This is a genomic window from Maridesulfovibrio sp., from assembly GCF_963676065.1.
Taxonomy (GTDB): Bacteria; Desulfobacterota; Desulfovibrionia; order Desulfovibrionales; family Desulfovibrionaceae; genus Maridesulfovibrio.
This window is the reverse complement of record NZ_OY780933.1, coordinates 4,096,385-4,115,348: the sequence shown is the minus strand read 5'-3', so window position 1 is coordinate 4,115,348 and position 18,964 is coordinate 4,096,385. Positions and strand designations below refer to the sequence as shown.

The following is an 18,964-nucleotide window of genomic DNA, read 5'->3' as shown; positions in this document are numbered from 1 at the left end:
GAAGGTCAGGAACTGAAAATTTCTGTTTCGCAATTAATCAATTCAGCCGGTGCCATGGCTTCGATCATTGCCAGTGCTTTGGATAAGGTTGATTCAACCTTGCGTGTTTCATTGGCGACGGTCACTGCGGCGAGAACCAGTTTTTCATGAACATCCTGAGCTTCAACTTCGGAAACACTGACATTGAATTTGTTACGCAGCTTCTGTTTGAGACTGAGGGCGACTTTACGTTTACCCTTGAGAGATCTGTTTCCGTGTAATCTGAATTCCAGTGAGAGTACGCCGATTATCATATTAATTATAAATCAGGGGCGGAACTTAATCCGCCCCTGACAGTGAGTTTTTATTCCAGGGTTCTTGCTACTTCTACGACTTCGAAGGCTTCAATGAAGTCTCCTTCTTTAATGTCGTTGAATCTTTCAAGTCCAACACCGCATTCGTAGCCCTTGGCCACTTCCTTAGCGTCATCTTTGAAGCGTTTCAGTGAAGTAAGGGTTCCGGTGTAGATAACTACGCCGTCACGCAGCAGTCGAACCTGAGCATTTCTGGTCAGCTTGCCGTCTGCAACCATACAACCGGCGATAACACCGACTTTGGGAACGGAGAAGGTCTGGCGAACTTCGGCCTGACCGAGGTACTCTTCCTTGATGTCCGGAGAGAGCATACCGCCCATTGCGTCTTTGATTTCATTAACCAGTTTATAGATGATGTCGTAGAAGCGGATTTCAACTTCTTCCTGCTCTGCAACATCCTTGATTTTTACGGTCGGTCTTACGTTGAAGCCGATAATGATTGCCTCTGATGCGGAAGCCAGCAGGATATCTGATTCAGTGATCGCTCCTGCGCCGCCGTGGATGACGTCAACTTTGATTTCATCGGTAGCGAGCTTGGCAAGGGCTTCATTGATAGCTTCAAGTGAACCCTGTACGTCAGCCTTGAGGACAACGTTAAGAGTCTGCACTTCCTGATTCGGCTTGGTGGCGAGGAAGGATTCAAGGGTAACCTTGGACTTACCTGCCAGTTCGCGCTCACGGTGCTTCAGTTTACGTTCCTGAGCGATGCGGCGGGCGACTTTGTCATCTGCAACGCAGATAAATTCGTCACCGGCTTCGGGGATGCCGTCAAAACCCTGAATCTCGACCGGGAAGGCCGGACCGGCAGTTTCGATCTTGCGTCCGCGGTCATCGAACATAGCACGTACACGACCGTGATAGAGTCCGCAGACAAAGGGGTCGCCCTGATTGATGGTACCTTCCTGAATGAGGACGGTTCCCACGGGACCACGGCCTTTGTCGAGTTTTGCTTCAACAATGTTACCGCGTGCGGCTTTATCCGGGTTGGCTTTAAGTTCGAGGACTTCAGCCTGCAGCTGGACCATTTCGAGAAGGTCGTTAAGACCAGTTCTCTGTTTGGCTGAAACCGGAACAAACATGGTGTCGCCACCCCAATCTTCGGGAACGAGATCGTAGTCTGCAAGTTCACGCTGAACTCTTTCGGGGTTAGCGCCTTCTTTATCCATTTTGTTGACGGCAACGACAATGGGAACACCGGCAGCCTTGGAGTGACTGATAGCCTCTCGGGTCTGATCCATGACACCATCATCGGCAGCTACAACGAGGATTACGATATCGGTAACCTGTGCTCCACGCATACGCATGGTGGTAAACGCTTCGTGACCGGGGGTATCGAGAAATACGATCTCTCCGCGGTCGGTGGAAACGTGGTACGCACCGATGTGCTGGGTGATGCCGCCTGCTTCTCCGTCGGTAACCGCACTGTGGCGGATGGCATCAAGAAGTGATGTCTTACCGTGGTCAACGTGACCCATGATGGTTACGATGGGCGGACGCGGTTTAAGATTTTCGTCTTTATCTACATCGCTTTTGGGTACGAGCAGATCTTCTTCGGAGTACGATACGTTCTCAATTTCGTATTCAAATTCAGATGCGAGCAGGGTAGCGGTATCAAGGTCAAGTGACTGGTTGATGGTTGCCATCACACCGAGACCGAACAGAGCCTTGATAAGTTCCTGAGCTTTAACTCCCATCTGGTGAGCCATATCGGAGAGACGTATGGCTTCGTTGAACTTGATTTTGCGTTTGGCGGCCTTAAGGGGCTTCTGCTGAACAGGAGCCTGATCGGAACGGACTTTGTTCTTCTTACCCTTTTTCTTGCCGCGGAACTTCTTCTCAAGTTCTCTCTCGTTGTCTTTACGGTAGTCTTTACCGAATTCAACAACGCGCTTATCTTTTTTGAATTTCTTCTTCTTGCTCTGATCATTACCGGGAGCCGGTGCGCCGGGAACGGGTCTACCGCCACCGGGACCACCAGGACCACTAGGACGTCCACCGGCAGGTCTTCCACCACCGGGGGCTCCGGGTCTTCCGCCACCAGGACCGCCTGGACGGCCACCACCGGGTCTTCCGCCGCCGGGTCTACCGCCACGACGATCACCGGGACCATCTTCAGAAGGACGGCGCCGTGCTCCACCCGGGCCTTCGGCAGCACGCTGTGCAGCCTGAAGGTTGGGATCAGGTCTGGAAATAATTTTTACTTTAGGCGCTTCTACTTCTTTTTTCTTTTTGCGCTTTTTCTTTTTGGGTTCAGCATCTTTAGCCTTACCGTTTTCTGCAGCAGGTTTTTTCTCAGCTTTATCTTCGGCTTTGGCCTTTTCAGGAGCCTTTTCCTTTTCAGGTTTGGCTTCTTTTTGTGCTGGACCTTCTTTCACGGTTTCTTTTTCGTCAGCTACCTTGGCGGCGGGGGTAGTTTCCACTTCAGGAGCTTCGGTCTTTTCGCTTGCGGGGGCTTCTTCTTTTTTTTCTATGTCTTCAGGCTTGATAACTTTTACCATCGGCTTCTCGCTTTTCGCGGGAGCCTTTTTCGCGGGCTTTTTCTTTTCAGGAGCCTTTTCCTTGGGAGCTTCCTTCTTTTCTTTCGCAGGAGCTTCCTTTTTCTCTTCTTTAGCTGGAGCCTCGGCTGTTGTTTCAGCTTCGTCGGCATTTGCTTTTTTGCGTCCGCCCTTGCGACGACGCACGATTACGCCAGGCTGAACCTCACGCTGTTCAACGTTTCCGGATTTGCCGGAAAGTTCCTTGCGGATGGCATCTGCCTGATCCGCATCAACCGCGGCAACAGTGCTTTTAGCCTGTACGCCGTGTTCGCGGAGTTTTTGAAGGATGTCTTTGGCACTGACACCGAGTTCGGTGGCCAATTCCTTTACTTTGATTTTTGAAGCCATATGTTACTACCCCCTGAAGTTCTTCTTCCGTGGCCGAAAAAATTTTAATCTTTCAATGCATTTTTCATCGCTGCAGACATAGTATCCGCGGCCCTGCATTACCTTTTTCTTATCCGGAATAAGCTCGCTGTCGGAAGCCCCCTTGCCCACAACGAACCTGAACAGTTCTTCCTTGGCAAAACGCTGCCTGCAAATGATACACGACCTTGTGGGGCCGTGTTTTTCTGTGCTGTCCTTTCCGGTCAAATACAATAGCCTTTATTGAGTCTCCGGGGTTTCCCCCGGAGTTTATTATTCTTCTTCGTCAGAAGCCGGAGTTTCAGCTTCTTCATCATTCTTCTGGTCGTCTTCTTCGCTTACGCTTACTTCAATCTGCTCATCCGTTTCTTCGGGAAGCTCAGTTTCAGTAACTTCCGTAACTTCTTCCTCGGCATCTCCTATACCAAGCAGCATAATGGCTGACTTGATGTCGGAAATTTTGGACGGAGTCATTCCGGAAATGGACATAAGGATTTCTTCAGATGCATTGGCAACCTGATTGACGGATTCAAAACCTGCGGAAATAAAGTTGCTTACAGGAATCTCGGCAACGCTTGCGACCTGATCCATGCCTTTACTGGAGGCATTCATTTCGCCGTAGCGGCTTTCGGTGAAAACGTCGATCTTCCAACCGAGCAGTCTAGATGCCAGTTTTACGTTCTGTCCTTTACGGCCGATGGCAACAGTCAGCTGATCATCGGGAACGACAACTTCAAGAATCTTTTCATCTTCATCTACAGCTATTCTGGTGATGACCGCAGGAGAGAGGGCATTCTGAGCGTATTTGGCGATGTCCTGACTCCATACGACGATATCGATACGTTCGCCGCGCAGTTCCTGAACGATGTTCTGGATACGGGAGCCTCGGATACCTACACATGCGCCGACCGGATCAACATCACGGTCCAGCGAGTTGACGGCAACTTTGGCGCGCAGACCCGGATCACGGGCAACACCCATGATTTTGACAGTGGCATCATCCACTTCAGGAACTTCTCTTTTGAAAAGTGCGGTCATGTAGTCGGGATGTGAACGGGAAACCACGATCTGGGGACCGCGGGATTCTTTCTGCACATCAATAACAAAAGATTGGACACGATCTCCGCGTTTATATCTCTCACGGGGAATCTGTTCATTCTTGGGCAGTACAGCTTCGGTGCGTCCGAGGTTGATAATCCAGCCTGTGCGGTCACGGCGCTGAATGATACCGCTGACGATTTCATGCATGCGGTTCTTGAATTCATCGTAGATGATTTCCTGTTCCGCATCGCGCATACGCTGGATGATTACCTGCTTGGCTGACTGGGCGGCGATCCTGCCGAGATCTTCGACTTTGAGCTTGAAGCCCATTTCGTCATCGATCTGTACGTTAGGATCATGCTCTTTTGCTTCCTCGAGGGTAATTTCGCTAATTTCGTCTTCAACTTCTTCAGCAACTACTTTGAACTGATAGACCTCGATTTCACCGGCTTCTTCATTGAAGTTGACCTCAATATCCATGGCGTCGCCGTATTTGCGGGCCACAGAAGAACGCACCGCTTCTTCAAGGGTATCGATGAGTAGATCTCTGTCAATACCGCGGTCTTTGCTTATCTGGTCAATCGCCTTTTTGAGTTCAGAACCCATATCGCTCCTCCACTTCGGCACAATTTCCGTGGCACAAGGGGCTGTGCCGGCTAGCCGAATGACTGCCTTATTAATTTATTTAAACTCGTGGACGAGTTTTGCTTTTTTTATTCTGTCCCATTCTATTTTGACGGGATCTTCCTGATCTTCAAGTTTGAGAAGGAGACCTTCCTCATCGGTTTCCTGAAGGATTCCTTTGAATTTTTTGCGTCCTTCGATGGAAAAAACGAGGGCGACATCCACTTTTCTACCAATGTATGTGGACATCTGCTCCGGTTTGAAAAATTTTCTTTCCAGTCCCGGGGAAGAGACCTCGAGGATGTATGCGCTGTCGATGATTTCCTCAACTTCGAGCATAAGTCCTATGTCTCTACTTACTTCCGCGCACTGATCAATGCTTACACCGGAATCGCTGTCAATATAAATGATGACAGCCGGACGGTTTGCCGAAGTAACTTCCACACCCCAGAGGGTCAGCCCCATTGATTCAATGGGAGGCTCCACGAACTGGCTTATTTTTTTGGCTAATGAGCCCTGTTCCACGACTTACCCCGTGTTTCTGCTTTTCAGGCTGATAAAACAAAAAAAAGTGGACCTGAAAAAGGCCCACCTCAGCATCTTAACCCAACGAAAGGTTATAAAATTGAGGCCGATGCGAATAAGTGAGGTCTGCCTGAAACTTCAAGAGTCAATATGCATACCCGTTGGGAACACTGAGATACACCCGCACCGAGTTCAGCAACTTAGGCATAACCGGAATCAATGTCAAGTCCAGAATGCGCAGTTAGGGCATGGAGTGGGGAAACAGCCGGAGGAATTCCGGTTCGGTACTATTTTCATAATATCATTATCCTATTATGTCCGCAAGTACAGTATATTTTGACTTTAAGCTTTTATGCAGTTAGATTTGACTTATATCGTTCCGGATTTATCTTTATCTTAGATGGAACATTATAAACAGGATTTAATATGCCGGTACTAACTGACAGTATAGTCGCAGGGCCCGCTGGGCACGTAACCGCCGCTCCTTCCGCCACGTTCAGTGCGGGGCCGGCAGGATCAACTGATCCTGGTCCTGCAGGACACGTGGAAATTCAGCCTGCAACGCAGGGTGTGAAGAGTGTTGATGCTACGGTTGCCTTTGAGGTGACCGATGCTACCATGGGTTTTATAACAGTTTCCGCCACGCAGGGAGTAGTTCCTGAGATAAGGGTTGGAGGAATTGTGTACGCTTCAGTCTGATAAGTATCCAATCATAAATTAGAAAGTCCCGGTCAAGTTTGCGCTTGGCCGGGACTTTTTTTTGCTCTTTCGATTTTGGCCTGCAGTTTGCAAGTTGAGGTGCAGCAACTGATGCAAAGTAAATCCTCTTTCAGGAGAAAAGACATGCGATCCAGTATTTTCAGTGCTCTCTTCGGGGCAATGTCAAACGAACACCGGATTGATATCAGCGCCAATAATTTGGCGAACGTCAATACAACCGGTTTTAAACGCGACAACTGTGCTTTTCAGGACACGTTTGTCAGATTCGCCCATGACTATGTCGCGGATGCAAAACCATATTTAAGAGACAAAGATATTTTGCCTGAAGCAAAAATAATGGCTCGCCCCAGACTTTCTGAAGAGGTCATTGATTTATCTCAAGGGTCGTTTCAAAAGACCGGAAATCCGTTGGATCTGGCCGTCCGTGGTGACGGCTTCTTTAAAGTTCAGAAAGACGGTGACACTTACCTTACCAGAAACGGTGTTTTCACTCTTTCCTCTGATGGCATGCTTGTAACCGAGCAGGGTTATCCGGTCATGGCAAATGGCGGGGAGGTTACTCTGCCTCCGCGATCAAACGTGACTGTTGATGGAGAAGGCGTGATTTTCGCTGACGGTCAGGAAGTCGGCAGGCTCGATTTTGTTCAGCCTGCGGATATGCGTGATCTCAAGAAAGAAGGTGAGAATCTTTTCGCCAACGGGGGCGGTGAAATCCCCGCAGATGGCGAAATTGTACAAGGGTACATAGAAAAATCCAATGTGCAGGTCGTTAATGAAATGGTGTCTATGATTGAATGCCAGCGCAGTTTTGAAATGTACCAGAAAATGATTACCACCACCGACCAGCTTGACCAGAAGGTCATTCAGCAGGTCGGACGGGCAACATAATAAATTAAAAACAGGGGGATATAATTATGATGCGCTCACTCTGGACAGCAGCCACAGGAATGGTTGCTCAGCAGACTCACATCGATGTTCTTTCCAACAACCTTGCCAACGTGAACACACAGGGGTTCAAAAAAAGCAGGGTTGAATTTGAAGATCTCATGTATCAGACCATGAGGATTGCCGGATCTGAAACCGAGGGCGGCAACAAGCTGCCGACAGGTATGCAGATTGGTATGGGGGTTAAGGAAGTAAGTATTCATAAATTCTTCAGTCAGGGGTCCTTTGAAAGTACCGGCAACCCTCTTGATGTAGCCATCGAAGGTAACGGATTTTTCCTAGTGGACCGTAACGGCGAAGATGCTTACACCCGTTCTGGAGCCTTTAAGCTCGACAGCGACGGACGTCTGGTTACTTCCAATGGTTACCCGTTGCAGCCGGAGTTCACCGTGCCTGCCGAAGCTGTGAACGTGGTTGTTTCGGAAGACGGTCACATTGCGGCTCTCGATAAAAACGGTATTGAGCTTTCCAGTGCTGATATTACCATTTACGACTTCATCAACGAAGCCGGGCTTAATGCTGTTGGTAAAAACCTTTACCTCGAAACCGAAGCTTCAGGCGCGGCTATTCAGGGAACTCCGGGCGATGATAATTTCGGAACCCTCGCACAGGGTTATCTCGAAGGTTCAAACGTCGAGCTGGTTGATGAAATGGTCGGACTCATTGTCGGGCAGAGAGCTTACGAGACAAACTCTAAAGCTATCACCACTTCCGACTCAATGCTCCAGACTGCTATTAACGTTAAAAGATAATTGATTAACTGATATACTTTGAAGAGATATTTTCCTGAGAGCGGGGTTTCTGGTCTCCGGGGGTATCAAGGACGGTTTTTATTATGACTAAGGCAGATTTTATCAATATGTTTCGCAGGTTCGCATTGATGCTTGCGGTTGTTGTCGGGGTGACTGTTTTCGCGATTATCCCGGCTTCGGCTGCAAAGCAGAATTCCGACTGGCGCATCAAGATTAAGTCTGCAGCAGTCGTCTCCGGGCCGAGGGTTACGCTGGGTGATATCGCCGAATTCTACGGTGATCTGCCTAAGCAGACCAAGGCCGACTTGTCAGCTGTTGAACTTTGGAATGCCCCGTCCCGCAAGCGTAAGCCTGTCCGGGTGAACCGCAATAAGTTAAGGGTTATTCTTCAGCATTATCTTGGCGAAATGGTTCGTAACTGCATTATCCCTTCTAGCCTGACCATGCAGTCCGGCGGAAAGGTAATGTCGCAGGAGCAGCTCAAGCGAGCAGTGGTCAAAGTATTGACTTCGCAGGCTGAACGCATGGACGGCGATTATAAGCTAAGAGATTTCCAACTTCCGGATTATCTCTTTTTCAAAGATGTCATGGATGGATTCAGGGTTAAATTTCCCCAGGCTCTCGAACCCGGAAATAACAATTTCAGGATGGAAGTCGTCAGTGTGGACGGGCGGGTGCTTCGGCGTGTGTCCGGCACAGTATTTGTGGATTTATGGAAACCGGTTCCCTGTCCGGTTCGTCCCATCAATCGCAAGGAATTGATCACACCTGATTTAATTACCTGGAAAAGTAAAAATATGGCACATCTGGGGAATCGTGTCTGGGACGGCAAGGGCGGACCATGGCGGGTCAAGATTCCTGTAGGAACCGGGCAGCCTATTATGCGTTCGTCCATTGAGCCTGCACCGGTCATAGCCCGGGGCGATAAGGTGACTCTCATGTTCAGGAGTGAGCATCTGAAGCTGACAGTTCCCGTAGAATCCCTTGAGGACGGCGGAGTAGGTCAGACCGTTACGGTACGTAATTTGCAAAGTAAACGGAAAGTGATAGCGACTGTTATCAACGCCCAGACCGTTCAGGTTAAGTAATTAAGCGGAGGAATGAATAAAATGAAAAAATCAATACTGGCAGTTCTGTTGTTATCAGCCATTTGCGCGGGGTGTTCTCCGGCCAAGCAGGCTCCTACTCCCATGCCGGTCATGACTCCGCCAGCTCAGTACGAACCGGAGCCGATGAATAATCCAGGCTCGCTTTTCGCTTCCACCGATTCCGAGTACCTGTTTGATGATAACAGGGCCCGGCGTATAGGTGATATCGTGGTTGTTACTGTTTCCGAAACAAGCAAGGGCAAACATACCTCCGACTCCAAGGCGGAAAAAGAAAATACAACCAGCCTAGGGGTAACGGCTTTTAGCGCTGGTGCTGCCACTGCTATTGATCCTTTCAATATGAAAGGCGGCGCCGGGGATACTCCGATGATCGGTTCGTCCACATCAAATAAATTTTCAAGCACCGGTGAGACCAAGAACGAGTCTACATTAACCGCGTCAGTAGCCTGCAGGGTGGTCCGCATCCTTCCTGGCAACGTGATGCAGGTAGAGGGTGCTCGTCAGGTACGCATCAATGATGAAACGCAGGTTCTGGTTGTGCGGGGTTTGTTGCGTCAGCGTGACATTGGCCCCAGCAACACCGTGGCCTCCAATTATCTTGCTGATGCGCATATCGAAGTCTACGGACGCGGCATTCTCGCTGACAAGCAGAGACCCGGATGGCTTTCAAGAATTCTCGACAATGTATGGCCCTTCTAGTCTACAGGGCTGGGTATCTGTAAGGTTTTATATGAGTCACAGTGATCAATGGAGGAAAGGATGAAATTCAATAACAGAATGAACAACATATCAGCAGGGCTTGCGGCGGCCTTAATGTTTGTGTTTATCGTTCTCATGTATGCGCAGCCCGCGGAAGCGGTCCGCTTGAAGGATATATCTTCTTTCAGCGGCGTGCGTGACAACGATCTGGTCGGATACGGTCTGGTTGTCGGCCTTTCGGGAACGGGGGACGGAACCAACTCCGCATTCACCATCACCTCCATGATCAATATGCTGGAAAAAATGGGTGTTCAGGTTGACCGTGCTTCCATTAAGCCCAAGAACGTTGCCGCAGTCATGGTCACCGCTAAGATGCCTGTTTCCGCCAAGCCGGGATCGCCTCTTGATGTTACAGTCTCCTCCATCGGCGACAGTAAATCTTTGTTCGGCGGTGTTTTACTGATGACCCCGCTCAAAGGTATTGATGGAAATGTCTATGCATTGGCGCAGGGTGCATTAACCGTGGGCGGTTTTTCCGCCGGTGGTGAAGCCTCCACAGCTTCCAAAAACGTGGTCACCGTAGCGCGTATCCCTTCCGGCGCAACTATTGAACGTTCCGTTCCTTTCAAATTTAACCGGCAGCAGAAAATCACAATTAACCTTGGTCTTTCCGATTTCGGAACAACTATGCAGGTTGTGAAACGGATTAATAATGTTGTGGGCGGCTCCTATGCCACTCCGGTTGATGCCTCGACCGTTGATCTGGCTATTCCCGAAAATTTCCGGGGCAACATGGTCCCGTTGATGGCCGCTCTGGAGAATATTGAAATTTCACCGGATACCAAGGCCAAAGTCGTGGTCGATGAAAAGACCGGAACAGTGGTACTCGGGCGTAATGTTCGCCTGACCAAAGTCGCAATTGCACACGGTAACCTGCAAGTGGTCGTTGCGGAAAGTACTGATGTAAGCCAGCCCGGTCCTTTTGCTCCTGAAGGAGCGGAGACTGTGGCAAGTCCTGAAACCAATCTTCAGGTTCAGGAAGACAATAACAGATTGATGCTGGTTGAAGGTGCTACCTTGCAGGAACTGGTTGATGGGCTTAATGCCATCGGCGCTACCCCCCGTGACCTGATATCCATACTGAGGACAATGAAGGTTGCCGGAGCCCTGCATGCCGATCTGGAGGTCATTTAATCAAGGTTAGTCTCAGCCATAAAGCGTGATGAAATCACATGAAGCCCGGTAGTTAGCTGCCGGGCTTCTTTTTTTTTATGCTCAATGTTTTTGGGCTGCGGTCAAACTCTTGACCTTGCATGGAGTTTGGTGCGGTGGAGAATTGAAAAGTTAATGGCAATGCTGATGAACAGGGACTTTGCGGAGTACGGTACGGTATTTGCTGTAAGAGGGGAAAGTGATTCTGAATTTTATCAAAAGTCAGGATCGTGCATGAACCGGAGGAAGCAAAATGATAGATAGCGCAATGAATACCGCCGAAGCACAGGCCCGCGCTGAAAGCAAGGAACTGCAAGGGTTCAAAAATAAGCTCAGCAGTTTGAATGATCGTCTTTCCGGCGGGAAGGATACTGAAAAGTCCCTGCGTGATGCGTGCAAAAAATTTGAAGCTGTTTTTATGGGCAAGATCTGGCAGCAGATGCGTAAAAACGTGCCCAAAAGCGGTTACCTGAGTAATCGATACGAGCAGCAGTATACGGCCATGTTCGATAAGGATTTTTCCGAAAAACTGGCTGAGGGCGGCGGTATCGGTCTGGGTGATATGCTCTATGATCAACTGCGTTCTAAGCTGGATAAAGCCAGCAAATCTACTCTGCCCGGCACAGGCAACTCCACAGCACTTAAAACTCTCGATGAAGTCGGCGGTAAGGGGTCCGTGCATGGAACCCACCTGACAGCCCTTAATGATCGTAAGGCAAATGGTCTGCCCGGAATCCCGCTTCCCAAGCCCGGGATCTCCCTTGAAGACGAGGATTTTACTTTCGAGCAACGCGTGGAGCGTCAGACAGCCCGCAATAATGCTCAGGAATCCATGGCGAATTCAAAGGCGCAGGCCCCCCTGAGCAGAACAGAGGCCATGGCGAGAATTGAAGAGTTGGCCCGCAGCATTGAGAGGGAACATAATACAAAAGTTTATGTGCAGGGTGCAACGGCTGAAGAAATTGGCAAGAAACTTGCTGGTATATAAGTAAAGTTTTGTTGATAAATATCTTTAAGATATAAAAATACTTTAAAAAACAAGTCGTTAAGCAGTAAGGAGAGGGAAAATGATTAAACTCATAAAGGCAAATCTTGACAGGCAGTCAAAGGCGGTCTTGTTGCTCTCCATGCTGCTTCAGGAAGAATTTTCCTTGCTTATGAAGAAAGACCCCCAGGGCGTTACCAGTGTTGAATTGGTAATACAGGAGCTTATGCGGCAGATTTCAGCGGAGCGCATGTCGCTGAGATTGTTTGTTCAAAAATTTGACCCTTCCGCCCAGCGGCTGGGGCAGGTTCTCCCCGCCATTGAGGATGGGCAGCGCAAGGAAATTGAGAAATTGCTGGCAAGGATTGACGAGCATGAGCAGAAGTGTGGAGTGCAGGCCAGCAAGAATCATCAGATGGCGCAGGCTCTGCTTGAGCAGTCTTCTTCTATGCTGGATTTCCTGCATAAGGAAATCACACCCAAGGAGCAGAATGTGTATTCCGCTCGCGGACGTTATTTCAATCCCAAGCCTCAGGCTTCATTAATTAACGGGAGACTGTAATGCCCGGTGTTAATTCTCTACTGAATCTGGGCACAGGAGCCCTGTTTGCCTCGCAGTCGGCGATCTCCGTAACCGGTGACAACATTTCAAATGTTAACACCAAAGGTTACTCCCGCCGTAATGTTCGTCTCGAAGAGAACATGAGCATTAACTACAATCCGGGCCAGATCGGCACCGGTGTACGTGCTGCTGAAATATACCGCAATTTCGACCAGTTTGTGGAGAATAGTTACAACGATAAAGCCACTATGCGCGAACGTTGGGATAATCTTTACAATTCTCTGAGCAGTGTTGAATCACTTTTTAATGAATCCCAGGGTTACGGACTCAACTCCAGCCTTACTAAATTTTTCAATGATTGGCAGGATCTCAGCCAGCGTCCGAATGACGCAGCTTCCCGCCAGCAGTTGCTCAGCGATACCACCAGTCTCGTCAATTCCCTGCATTCCATGCAGAATGACCTGACCCGCTATCAGCAGCAGGTAGATGATTACATCAAGCAGGATGTGGCCAAAGCCAATGATATTATGGTTCGTATCTCCGAGATCAACCAGCGCATCAATGTTAATCAGGTTGACGGTCAGAACAATCCGAATGCCCTCTACGACGAGCGGGCCACACTGATCCGTAATCTTTCCGAGATCATGGATACCAAGATGATCGATAACGGGAAGGGTAATATCACCATTACCACCGGAGCAGGGCAGACCCTGGTGGACGGAGATAAGCATTTCAGCCTTTCATATGACGGACCGCAGAGCACGAATAGTTTGAGTCCCGGTTCAAATTTTGACGGTAAGGCATATTTCGAAGGATCCAGTGAATTTGAATATACTGTGGAATGCGTGACCGCTGGTGATGTGAGCGGTGGTGCTACGGCTGCAAAGTACAGGGTTTCCCTTGATGGTGGAACTACATGGCTCAAGGATAGTGACGGGAATGAGAGAACATTTGCCGCCAGTACCGATACAGGAGCCATTCAGGTTGACGATTTGAAAATCTGGTTCGGTACTCCGACGGATTCTACCGCCACGCCGAGCAACGGTATTGCCAAAGGTGACAAATTTACCATCGTGCCCAAAAGCGCGCTCTACTGGGTCGAGAATACTTCCAACAAGGAGAACATCACCCCGCAGATCAACTTTGCCGGGCAGGATAATACCAGAAGACTTACCGGCGGTTCGCTGGCAGGTAATCTCAACTTCCGCGATAACGCGGTGGGCAGATACAAAGAACGTATGGATGCCCTGAGCAAGGAAATTATATGGCAGACCAACCGTATCCATTCACAGGGTGCGGGGCTCAAAGCCCATACCTTCATGGAAGGCACTTACGGTGTGGAATCCGATACCCGCGCTTTGGGAAGCGGCTCTTCCGGCCTGCCTTTTGCGGATAGGCTCGAGTCAGGCAACAGCATGATTTACATTTATAATTCAACCACCGGTGCTCTGGAATCTTCCGGTCCGCTGGATTTTGATCCGACCACTCCGGGCGTGGTTGATGCTTTTGATCCGGCCACCCATACCCTTGAGGATGTCCGGGACGCTTTTGACGCTCAGACAGGTATAACCGCTAAAATAGTAAACCATAAACTGCAGGTGACAGCTGATGACGGTTATGAGTTTCAGCTCGGTACCGATACCAGCGGGATCTACGCGGCTCTTGGGTTGAATACGTATTTTGAAGGATCAAGTGCTGCGAGTATTTCGGTGAACGGCGATGTTAACGGGGATATCGATTTTATCAACGCCGGGCATGTTAACGGTGCCGGTGAATACAACGAAGGTGATAACACCAACGCGCTTAAAATGAAGGAAATGGGAATGACCAATGTGAACATTACCACTTCTTTCGACGGAACAACCAACCAGACTCTGGTTGAGTATTACGACGGCACTGTTGCCGTTGTGGGCGCGGATACCGGAACCGCAAAGTTTAATAAGAACTTTCAGGAAACACTTGCATCCGATCTTAATGATAAGCAGCAGGAAATATCGGGTGTAAATATAGATGAAGAAATGAGTAACCTGATCAAATATCAGCACTCATACACTGCTGCGGCAAAGCTGATCACAACCGCTGACCAGATGCTTCAGACCCTGCTCGGGATGAAGAATTAAGGTGAGCTGTAATAAGGCTGAGGGAGAAAGGCTATGAGAGTATCACAGCAAATGCTTTTTAACACATATGTGTCAAACATGAATAGGTCTCTGACTGATCTGGTAGAGACCAATATTCAGTCACAGACCCAGAAGAAGGTGAATAAGCCTTCTGATGATCCTGTGGGCATGGCCCGTATTCTCGACCATCGTGAAACGCTTGCCACAGTTAAGCAGTACCGGGATAATGTGGATACCGCCAAGGGGTGGTTGTCCCTTTCGGATTCCACGCTGACTCAGGTTTCCACTATCCTGACCCGTGCCAAGGAACTGGCCGAGCAGGGTGCTTCCGGAACCCTTCAAGAAGAAAATAGAGAGCAGATCAGTTACGAAGCCCGTCAGCTCTTCCAGCAGCTGGTTGCCCTTGCTAATACTGAATATGAAGGCAAAAGTATTTACGCCGGACACAAGGTTAATGAAAACGCCTTTGCTGAAAAGCTCTGGATGACTTCAAATGATGCCAATGTATCTTCTCGAAATTTTACCATTACCGGTAATGCGGATACAACTATAGTTGTTCAATTCCTTGAATCCGGTGATATCGGCGGTCCAGACGACATTGATTATCGCTATTCCAAGGACGGCGGGAAGACTTTTATTACCAAGACTCTTACTTCTCCTGACACACAGCTTGATTTGGATGGTGTGACCATGGATTTCGACCTGGGAACTCCTGCTGCCAATATTCCTGTTGTTGCAAATGATCCCGATAATACAAATGATACCTCCGGGACATGGATGTGGGTCCGTCCCACTGCTCAGTATATGGGCGATGATGCGGACGATATCAATGTTGTCGGTTTGAATACTAATTTTCCCGCTGCTGATGTCTCAGCCGATGGTTCTTTCACCGAGAATGTAGTTGTGAGGATCGATTCCACAACCGGTGCCATCGACGATGAGATCACTTACTCCTACAGCTCGGACGGCGGTGTTACCTGGAATGAAGGTAATGTGAAACCTCTCGATGCCGGGGCAACTTCCGCTGTACTTCCTCTGCCGGGCGGAACATTCACATTGGTTGATAACGGCGGGACTCTGACAAACGGAGCGGAATTCCTGATCCATCCCGATAGCGCTGCTATGGATGTTCAGATTCAGGAAAATGAATTTGTTCAGATCAATGACATCGGTAAGGATCTTTTTGGCGGGATTTACAAGAAACCCGGTGATTCCGGAGCCAGTGTTGTTTTTAATGGCAACAGTATGCTTCTGGGAGACGGGGCCGGGACCACCCAGAACATGTTTGAAACCATGGGTAATCTTGTGGCCTTCCTGGAGACGAACAACCAAAGCGGCGTACAGCAGTGTCTGGAAAACCTGAATGAGTCTCAAAAGCATGTTCTGACCAGAGCCGCCGATGTAGGTGGCAGGGAAAACAGACTCGCCGTAGCTGATCAGGTTCTCTCCAGTCTTGAGCTGAACGAGAAGGACCGCATTTCACATATCGAAGACGTGGATGTCGGTGAACTGATGACCAAGCTCTCCCAGCAGCAGATAGTTTACGAGGCTGTCCTTAAGAGCTCTTCCATGATTATGAAGATGAATCTGCTTAACTATGTATAAATTTTAAAATATAGATGGTTGTGCTTGCCCGCAGGGGCTTTCTTGAGCTAAGACATTCTCAGTGCTGAAAATATTCTCCACGGTGGAGGCTGTTTTCAATCAAAGCAGAAACAATCCAAAAGGATTATTTACAAACATATTGATATGCTTATTTTGACCCGGAGACCGGGGGAAGCTCTTTACCTGGATGACAACATAAAGATCACGGTATTAAGCGTGCAGGGACGGCAGGTTAAGCTGGGCCTTGATATACCGGGTGATACTACTGTCTATAGGGAAGAGGTTTACCTCAAGATTAAAGAACAGAACCGTTTGGCGCTTGAAAACACAGAGCAGGACCTTCTTGCTGCGACCGAGTTATGGCAAAAGAAAGAAAAAAAATAATCAGGACCCGTATCGGGGAAAGAGAAATTACCGATGAAGGTATTATCTATTTTTCTCGTGGTTTGATCGGCTTTGACGATAAAAGGGATTTCGCATTGATCCAGCTCAGCGAAGACTCTCCTTTTCTCCTGCTGCAGAGTCTCGAAGATCCGGGCCTTGGTCTGCTGGTGGCTGATCCATACAGTTTTATGGACGATTACGAAGTCCGCTTAAGTGAAGCTGAGAAAAGAATTTTAAGGGTGGAGAATGTTCGCCAGATGGCTGTGCTGGTCACTGTCACCATTCCTCCGGGAAGGCCGAATGAGACCACTTTAAATCTTGGTGGCCCCATCGTAATCAACTCCGAGGCCAGACGCGGTATGCAGGTGCCTCAAGTAGACACAAAGTATCCGACACACTTCCGCCCGGCTAACGATTGATCCTTAGCTTAATCAGGGGTATAAAATTTATCGTTTTATACCTCCTGTCCAAGGCGTTGCCGGGGATAGAGTGTGGGTAAAACCCGATTTATATAGTCTTTCAAGCGGCGCAGTCCTTCATCGGATTTCGCCGTTTTTCATTTTGTTCAGCTTAAAAAATCAACTTCATCGCGAACAAGGTTCATGGCCGTCTTACGAATATCCGGCTTGTAAGTTCCTGAACGCACCTGTTCCCTGAGTTCTCTTACCTTCTGTTCTCTGGTATCCGGGCTCTCGGTGGCGGTTTGCCGTGCGGTACCGAGGAGCTTTGCCTGAGTCGAAACATTAACAACATCACGACTTGGGGCCGAACTTTGCTGCTGGCTTTGTGTCTTGTCCGCAGCGTTGTTCACCCGGTTGTCAGAGTAGGCCTTGAGAGGGGTTTGGTTATACTGATTAATCTTCATAATCCCCTCCGGGGTTACCAAATTGACGATTGTTTGAGGTTATATGCAACGGCCGGCATCAGAGCATGGTCCGGTCTACCTTGTCCAGCGTGATTTCCCAGAGGCGGTTCATAACCTGCGCCTTTTCGTTGCGCGGCAGGTCAATAACACCGTCCGGGGTTTCTTTCAGAACTTGCACGTCGCTTCCGTCGAGAGGATACTCGAAAACAAAGCGATCACCAAAATCAAGCTCCAGCTGTTCTAATATATCGGACACTACCGGATTTTCATTACCCGAGATGATGAGATTTTCGATAATTTCCCGGGAAACTTTTTCCACAAGCTCGCGACGCCTTGCCTGCCGTGAGATAGTAACCGTGTCAGGAGACTCGGACCTTTTCAGGGCACGCCTGAATCGGGCCAGTCGCTTGGCATTGGTCAGCTGCTTTCCGTAAGTTTGCAGCATGTTTCTCATTTCAGCAGGGTTGTGAGCCACGGTATATAATCCTCCTCATTTACAATATCGGCACGTTCCAATACATTCTTTAGGGTTAATGTTAAAAAAATATATAAAAGATACCTTTTTTTTACAGCGTGTTAAGTTCGTATCAAAAAAAGTTAAAATATGTGATCCAAAAAAAAGAGTAATGGCAAATTTTTTATTATTCGAGTTTTTTAGGCAGCAAACAGTTGAATCTTGGGCCTCTTTCTAATAGGAGAATTATCTATGTCAGATAGTCAAGGTTCTGTTTTAATTGTTACCAAGTCCGGCGGGGGCGCAGCATCCGAGTTGGGCGGTGATATCGCCCGCTGGCTCAGTTTGCGTGGTGTGGATTCGGATATTGTCGAGCACCCTAGCCCCCCTGCGCGTATAAATGTCTCAGCTTACCGGGAAAGTACCATCCTTGTGCTTGTGCTTGGCGGTGACGGCACCTTTATAAGTGTAGCCGGAAATGTCCTCGATTGGGAAGTGCCGGTGCTTGGCATTAATCATGGCCGTGTGGGGTTTCTGGCTGAAGTCCTCCCGGATGATTGGGAAACAGCGCTGGATAACTTTTTTAAAAATGAACTGGATATATCCCTTAGAACCGCTTTTGACTACGAAGTCCAGCGTGGAAACGGAATTGTGGCCCGGGGCGTAGCTATCAACGATCTGGTCATTTCCCGTGGAACTGTAGCAAGAATTATTTCTCTGGATATCGGCCAGAAGGGGCAGTGGATAAAAAATCTGCGGGCCGACGGCTTGATTATCGCTACTCCCACCGGTTCCACTGCGTATAACGTTTCTGCCGGAGGACCGCTGGTCCATCCCGAACTTGCCGCCATGTGTGTGACTCCGGTCTGTCCTTTTCTTAATGGAATACGACCGATGGTACTGCCGGTGGATACCCCGCTGACCGTAGATGTGGGCGAAACTTCGGGAGATGTCTACCTTACCGAAGACGGACGTGTGCCATATCCTTTGAGCGAGGGGTACCGGATTGTGATCTCACGTCACAAAAAGGAACTTATGCTGGCCCGTATCCGCAGCAATACTTTTTTTGAAAAATTGAGAAGCAAGGGCTTCCTTACGGAGTAGAA

Annotated in this window: 20 protein-coding genes; 13 read left to right on the top strand and 7 right to left on the bottom strand. The window is 48.9% G+C overall.

What is annotated here, in order from left to right:
• Positions 1-5 precede the first annotated feature (5 nt).
• The 5 genes from ACKU35_RS18615 to rimP all read right to left on the bottom strand — a co-directional run bounded on the left by ACKU35_RS18615 (position 6) and on the right by rimP (position 5,446).
• Positions 6-293, bottom strand: a complete 288-nt coding sequence (locus tag ACKU35_RS18615) for a DUF503 domain-containing protein (protein WP_319761699.1) — start codon at positions 291-293, stop codon at positions 6-8.
• Between the two features lie 50 nt (positions 294-343).
• On the bottom strand, positions 344-3,238 hold the full coding sequence (gene infB / locus ACKU35_RS18610) for a translation initiation factor IF-2 (RefSeq protein WP_319761697.1): 2,895 nt from the start codon (positions 3,236-3,238) through the stop codon (positions 344-346).
• Positions 3,239-3,244: 6 nt separating this feature from the next.
• Positions 3,245-3,490 (bottom strand): DUF448 domain-containing protein, encoded by a 246-nt coding sequence (locus ACKU35_RS18605; protein WP_319761695.1) that lies wholly within the window; start codon positions 3,488-3,490, stop codon positions 3,245-3,247.
• Positions 3,491-3,529: 39 nt separating this feature from the next.
• Positions 3,530-4,903 carry a transcription termination factor NusA gene (nusA, locus tag ACKU35_RS18600; protein WP_319761693.1) on the bottom strand — a complete coding sequence of 458 codons (1,374 nt, stop codon included), beginning with the start codon at positions 4,901-4,903 and terminating at the stop codon, positions 3,530-3,532.
• Positions 4,904-4,978: 75 nt separating this feature from the next.
• Positions 4,979-5,446, bottom strand: coding sequence for a ribosome maturation factor RimP (rimP, locus tag ACKU35_RS18595; RefSeq protein WP_319761692.1), 468 nt, complete (start codon positions 5,444-5,446; stop codon positions 4,979-4,981).
• 426 nt (positions 5,447-5,872) lie between these two features.
• On the opposite strand from rimP, the gene ACKU35_RS18590 reads away from it, so the two are divergent.
• The 12 genes from ACKU35_RS18590 (at position 5,873) to fliW (ending at position 16,958) form a co-directional block, all read left to right on the top strand.
• Positions 5,873-6,145, top strand: coding sequence for a hypothetical protein (locus ACKU35_RS18590; RefSeq protein WP_319761691.1), 273 nt, complete (start codon positions 5,873-5,875; stop codon positions 6,143-6,145).
• A gap of 144 nt (positions 6,146-6,289) precedes the next feature.
• The gene (gene flgF / locus ACKU35_RS18585; RefSeq protein ID WP_319761688.1) at positions 6,290-7,054 is read left to right on the top strand and encodes a flagellar basal-body rod protein FlgF; all 765 of its coding nucleotides are present in this window, start codon (positions 6,290-6,292) and stop codon (positions 7,052-7,054) included.
• A 26-nt stretch (positions 7,055-7,080) separates the two neighbouring features.
• Positions 7,081-7,863, top strand: coding sequence for a flagellar basal-body rod protein FlgG (flgG, locus tag ACKU35_RS18580; RefSeq protein ID WP_319761686.1), 783 nt, complete (start codon positions 7,081-7,083; stop codon positions 7,861-7,863).
• An 83-nt stretch (positions 7,864-7,946) separates the two neighbouring features.
• Positions 7,947-8,951, top strand: coding sequence for a flagellar basal body P-ring formation chaperone FlgA (gene flgA / locus ACKU35_RS18575; RefSeq protein WP_319761684.1), 1,005 nt, complete (start codon positions 7,947-7,949; stop codon positions 8,949-8,951).
• Between the two features lie 21 nt (positions 8,952-8,972).
• Entirely contained in the window at positions 8,973-9,671 is a 699-nt protein-coding gene (locus ACKU35_RS18570; protein WP_319761682.1) for a flagellar basal body L-ring protein FlgH, read from the top strand.
• Positions 9,672-9,731: 60 nt separating this feature from the next.
• Positions 9,732-10,865 carry a flagellar basal body P-ring protein FlgI gene (locus ACKU35_RS18565; RefSeq protein ID WP_319761680.1) on the top strand — a complete coding sequence of 378 codons (1,134 nt, stop codon included), beginning with the start codon at positions 9,732-9,734 and terminating at the stop codon, positions 10,863-10,865.
• A gap of 271 nt (positions 10,866-11,136) precedes the next feature.
• Positions 11,137-11,871 (top strand): rod-binding protein, encoded by a 735-nt coding sequence (locus tag ACKU35_RS18560; RefSeq protein WP_319761678.1) that lies wholly within the window; start codon positions 11,137-11,139, stop codon positions 11,869-11,871.
• Positions 11,872-11,950: 79 nt separating this feature from the next.
• Complete coding sequence (gene flgN, locus ACKU35_RS18555; protein WP_319761676.1) at positions 11,951-12,430, top strand: flagellar export chaperone FlgN; 480 nt, start codon at positions 11,951-11,953, stop codon at positions 12,428-12,430.
• Positions 12,430-14,550 (top strand): flagellar hook-associated protein FlgK, encoded by a 2,121-nt coding sequence (flgK, locus tag ACKU35_RS18550; protein WP_319761673.1) that lies wholly within the window; start codon positions 12,430-12,432, stop codon positions 14,548-14,550. The genes flgN and flgK overlap by 1 nt, the downstream gene beginning before the upstream one ends.
• A 33-nt stretch (positions 14,551-14,583) precedes the next feature.
• A complete protein-coding gene (gene flgL / locus ACKU35_RS18545; protein ID WP_319761671.1) occupies positions 14,584-16,155 on the top strand; it encodes a flagellar hook-associated protein FlgL in 1,572 nt (523 codons plus the stop codon).
• 144 nt (positions 16,156-16,299) lie between these two features.
• Complete coding sequence (csrA, locus tag ACKU35_RS18540) at positions 16,300-16,539, top strand: carbon storage regulator CsrA (protein WP_319761669.1); 240 nt, start codon at positions 16,300-16,302, stop codon at positions 16,537-16,539.
• Positions 16,515-16,958: a flagellar assembly protein FliW gene (gene fliW / locus ACKU35_RS18535; protein WP_319761667.1), complete on the top strand. Its 444-nt coding sequence runs from the start codon at positions 16,515-16,517 to the stop codon at positions 16,956-16,958. Before csrA ends, fliW begins: the two co-directional genes overlap by 25 nt.
• Positions 16,959-17,104: 146 nt before the next feature.
• On the opposite strand, the gene flgM is transcribed toward fliW, so the two are convergent.
• Both flgM and ACKU35_RS18525 read right to left on the bottom strand, forming a co-directional pair.
• Positions 17,105-17,404: a flagellar biosynthesis anti-sigma factor FlgM gene (gene flgM, locus ACKU35_RS18530; protein WP_319761665.1), complete on the bottom strand. Its 300-nt coding sequence runs from the start codon at positions 17,402-17,404 to the stop codon at positions 17,105-17,107.
• A 58-nt stretch (positions 17,405-17,462) separates the two neighbouring features.
• On the bottom strand, positions 17,463-17,879 hold the full coding sequence (locus ACKU35_RS18525) for a DVU0524 family FlgM-associated protein (RefSeq protein WP_319761663.1): 417 nt from the start codon (positions 17,877-17,879) through the stop codon (positions 17,463-17,465).
• Between the two features lie 231 nt (positions 17,880-18,110).
• Between ACKU35_RS18525 and ACKU35_RS18520 the strand changes: the two genes are divergently transcribed.
• Positions 18,111-18,962, top strand: coding sequence for an NAD(+)/NADH kinase (locus ACKU35_RS18520; protein WP_319761661.1), 852 nt, complete (start codon positions 18,111-18,113; stop codon positions 18,960-18,962).
• The last annotated feature ends 2 nt before the right edge of the window (positions 18,963-18,964 follow it).

Excerpts from the sequence above, each read along its gene's own strand:
- ACKU35_RS18615 (WP_319761699.1), bottom strand. The coding sequence starts at position 293 with ATGATAATCGGCGTACTCTCACTGGAATTCAGATTACACGGAAACAGA.
- infB (WP_319761697.1), bottom strand. The coding sequence starts at position 3,238 with ATGGCTTCAAAAATCAAAGTAAAGGAATTGGCCACCGAACTCGGTGTC.
- nusA (WP_319761693.1), bottom strand. The coding sequence starts at position 4,903 with ATGGGTTCTGAACTCAAAAAGGCGATTGACCAGATAAGCAAAGACCGC.
- ACKU35_RS18590 (WP_319761691.1), top strand. The coding sequence starts at position 5,873 with ATGCCGGTACTAACTGACAGTATAGTCGCAGGGCCCGCTGGGCACGTA.
- flgF (WP_319761688.1), top strand. The coding sequence starts at position 6,290 with ATGCGATCCAGTATTTTCAGTGCTCTCTTCGGGGCAATGTCAAACGAA.
- flgG (WP_319761686.1), top strand. The coding sequence starts at position 7,081 with ATGATGCGCTCACTCTGGACAGCAGCCACAGGAATGGTTGCTCAGCAG.
- flgA (WP_319761684.1), top strand. The coding sequence starts at position 7,947 with ATGACTAAGGCAGATTTTATCAATATGTTTCGCAGGTTCGCATTGATG.
- ACKU35_RS18570 (WP_319761682.1), top strand. The coding sequence starts at position 8,973 with ATGAAAAAATCAATACTGGCAGTTCTGTTGTTATCAGCCATTTGCGCG.
- ACKU35_RS18565 (WP_319761680.1), top strand. The coding sequence starts at position 9,732 with ATGAAATTCAATAACAGAATGAACAACATATCAGCAGGGCTTGCGGCG.
- ACKU35_RS18560 (WP_319761678.1), top strand. The coding sequence starts at position 11,137 with ATGATAGATAGCGCAATGAATACCGCCGAAGCACAGGCCCGCGCTGAA.
- flgN (WP_319761676.1), top strand. The coding sequence starts at position 11,951 with ATGATTAAACTCATAAAGGCAAATCTTGACAGGCAGTCAAAGGCGGTC.
- flgK (WP_319761673.1), top strand. The coding sequence starts at position 12,430 with ATGCCCGGTGTTAATTCTCTACTGAATCTGGGCACAGGAGCCCTGTTT.
- flgL (WP_319761671.1), top strand. The coding sequence starts at position 14,584 with ATGAGAGTATCACAGCAAATGCTTTTTAACACATATGTGTCAAACATG.
- csrA (WP_319761669.1), top strand. The coding sequence starts at position 16,300 with ATGCTTATTTTGACCCGGAGACCGGGGGAAGCTCTTTACCTGGATGAC.
- fliW (WP_319761667.1), top strand. The coding sequence starts at position 16,515 with ATGGCAAAAGAAAGAAAAAAAATAATCAGGACCCGTATCGGGGAAAGA.
- flgM (WP_319761665.1), bottom strand. The coding sequence starts at position 17,404 with ATGAAGATTAATCAGTATAACCAAACCCCTCTCAAGGCCTACTCTGAC.
- ACKU35_RS18520 (WP_319761661.1), top strand. The coding sequence starts at position 18,111 with ATGTCAGATAGTCAAGGTTCTGTTTTAATTGTTACCAAGTCCGGCGGG.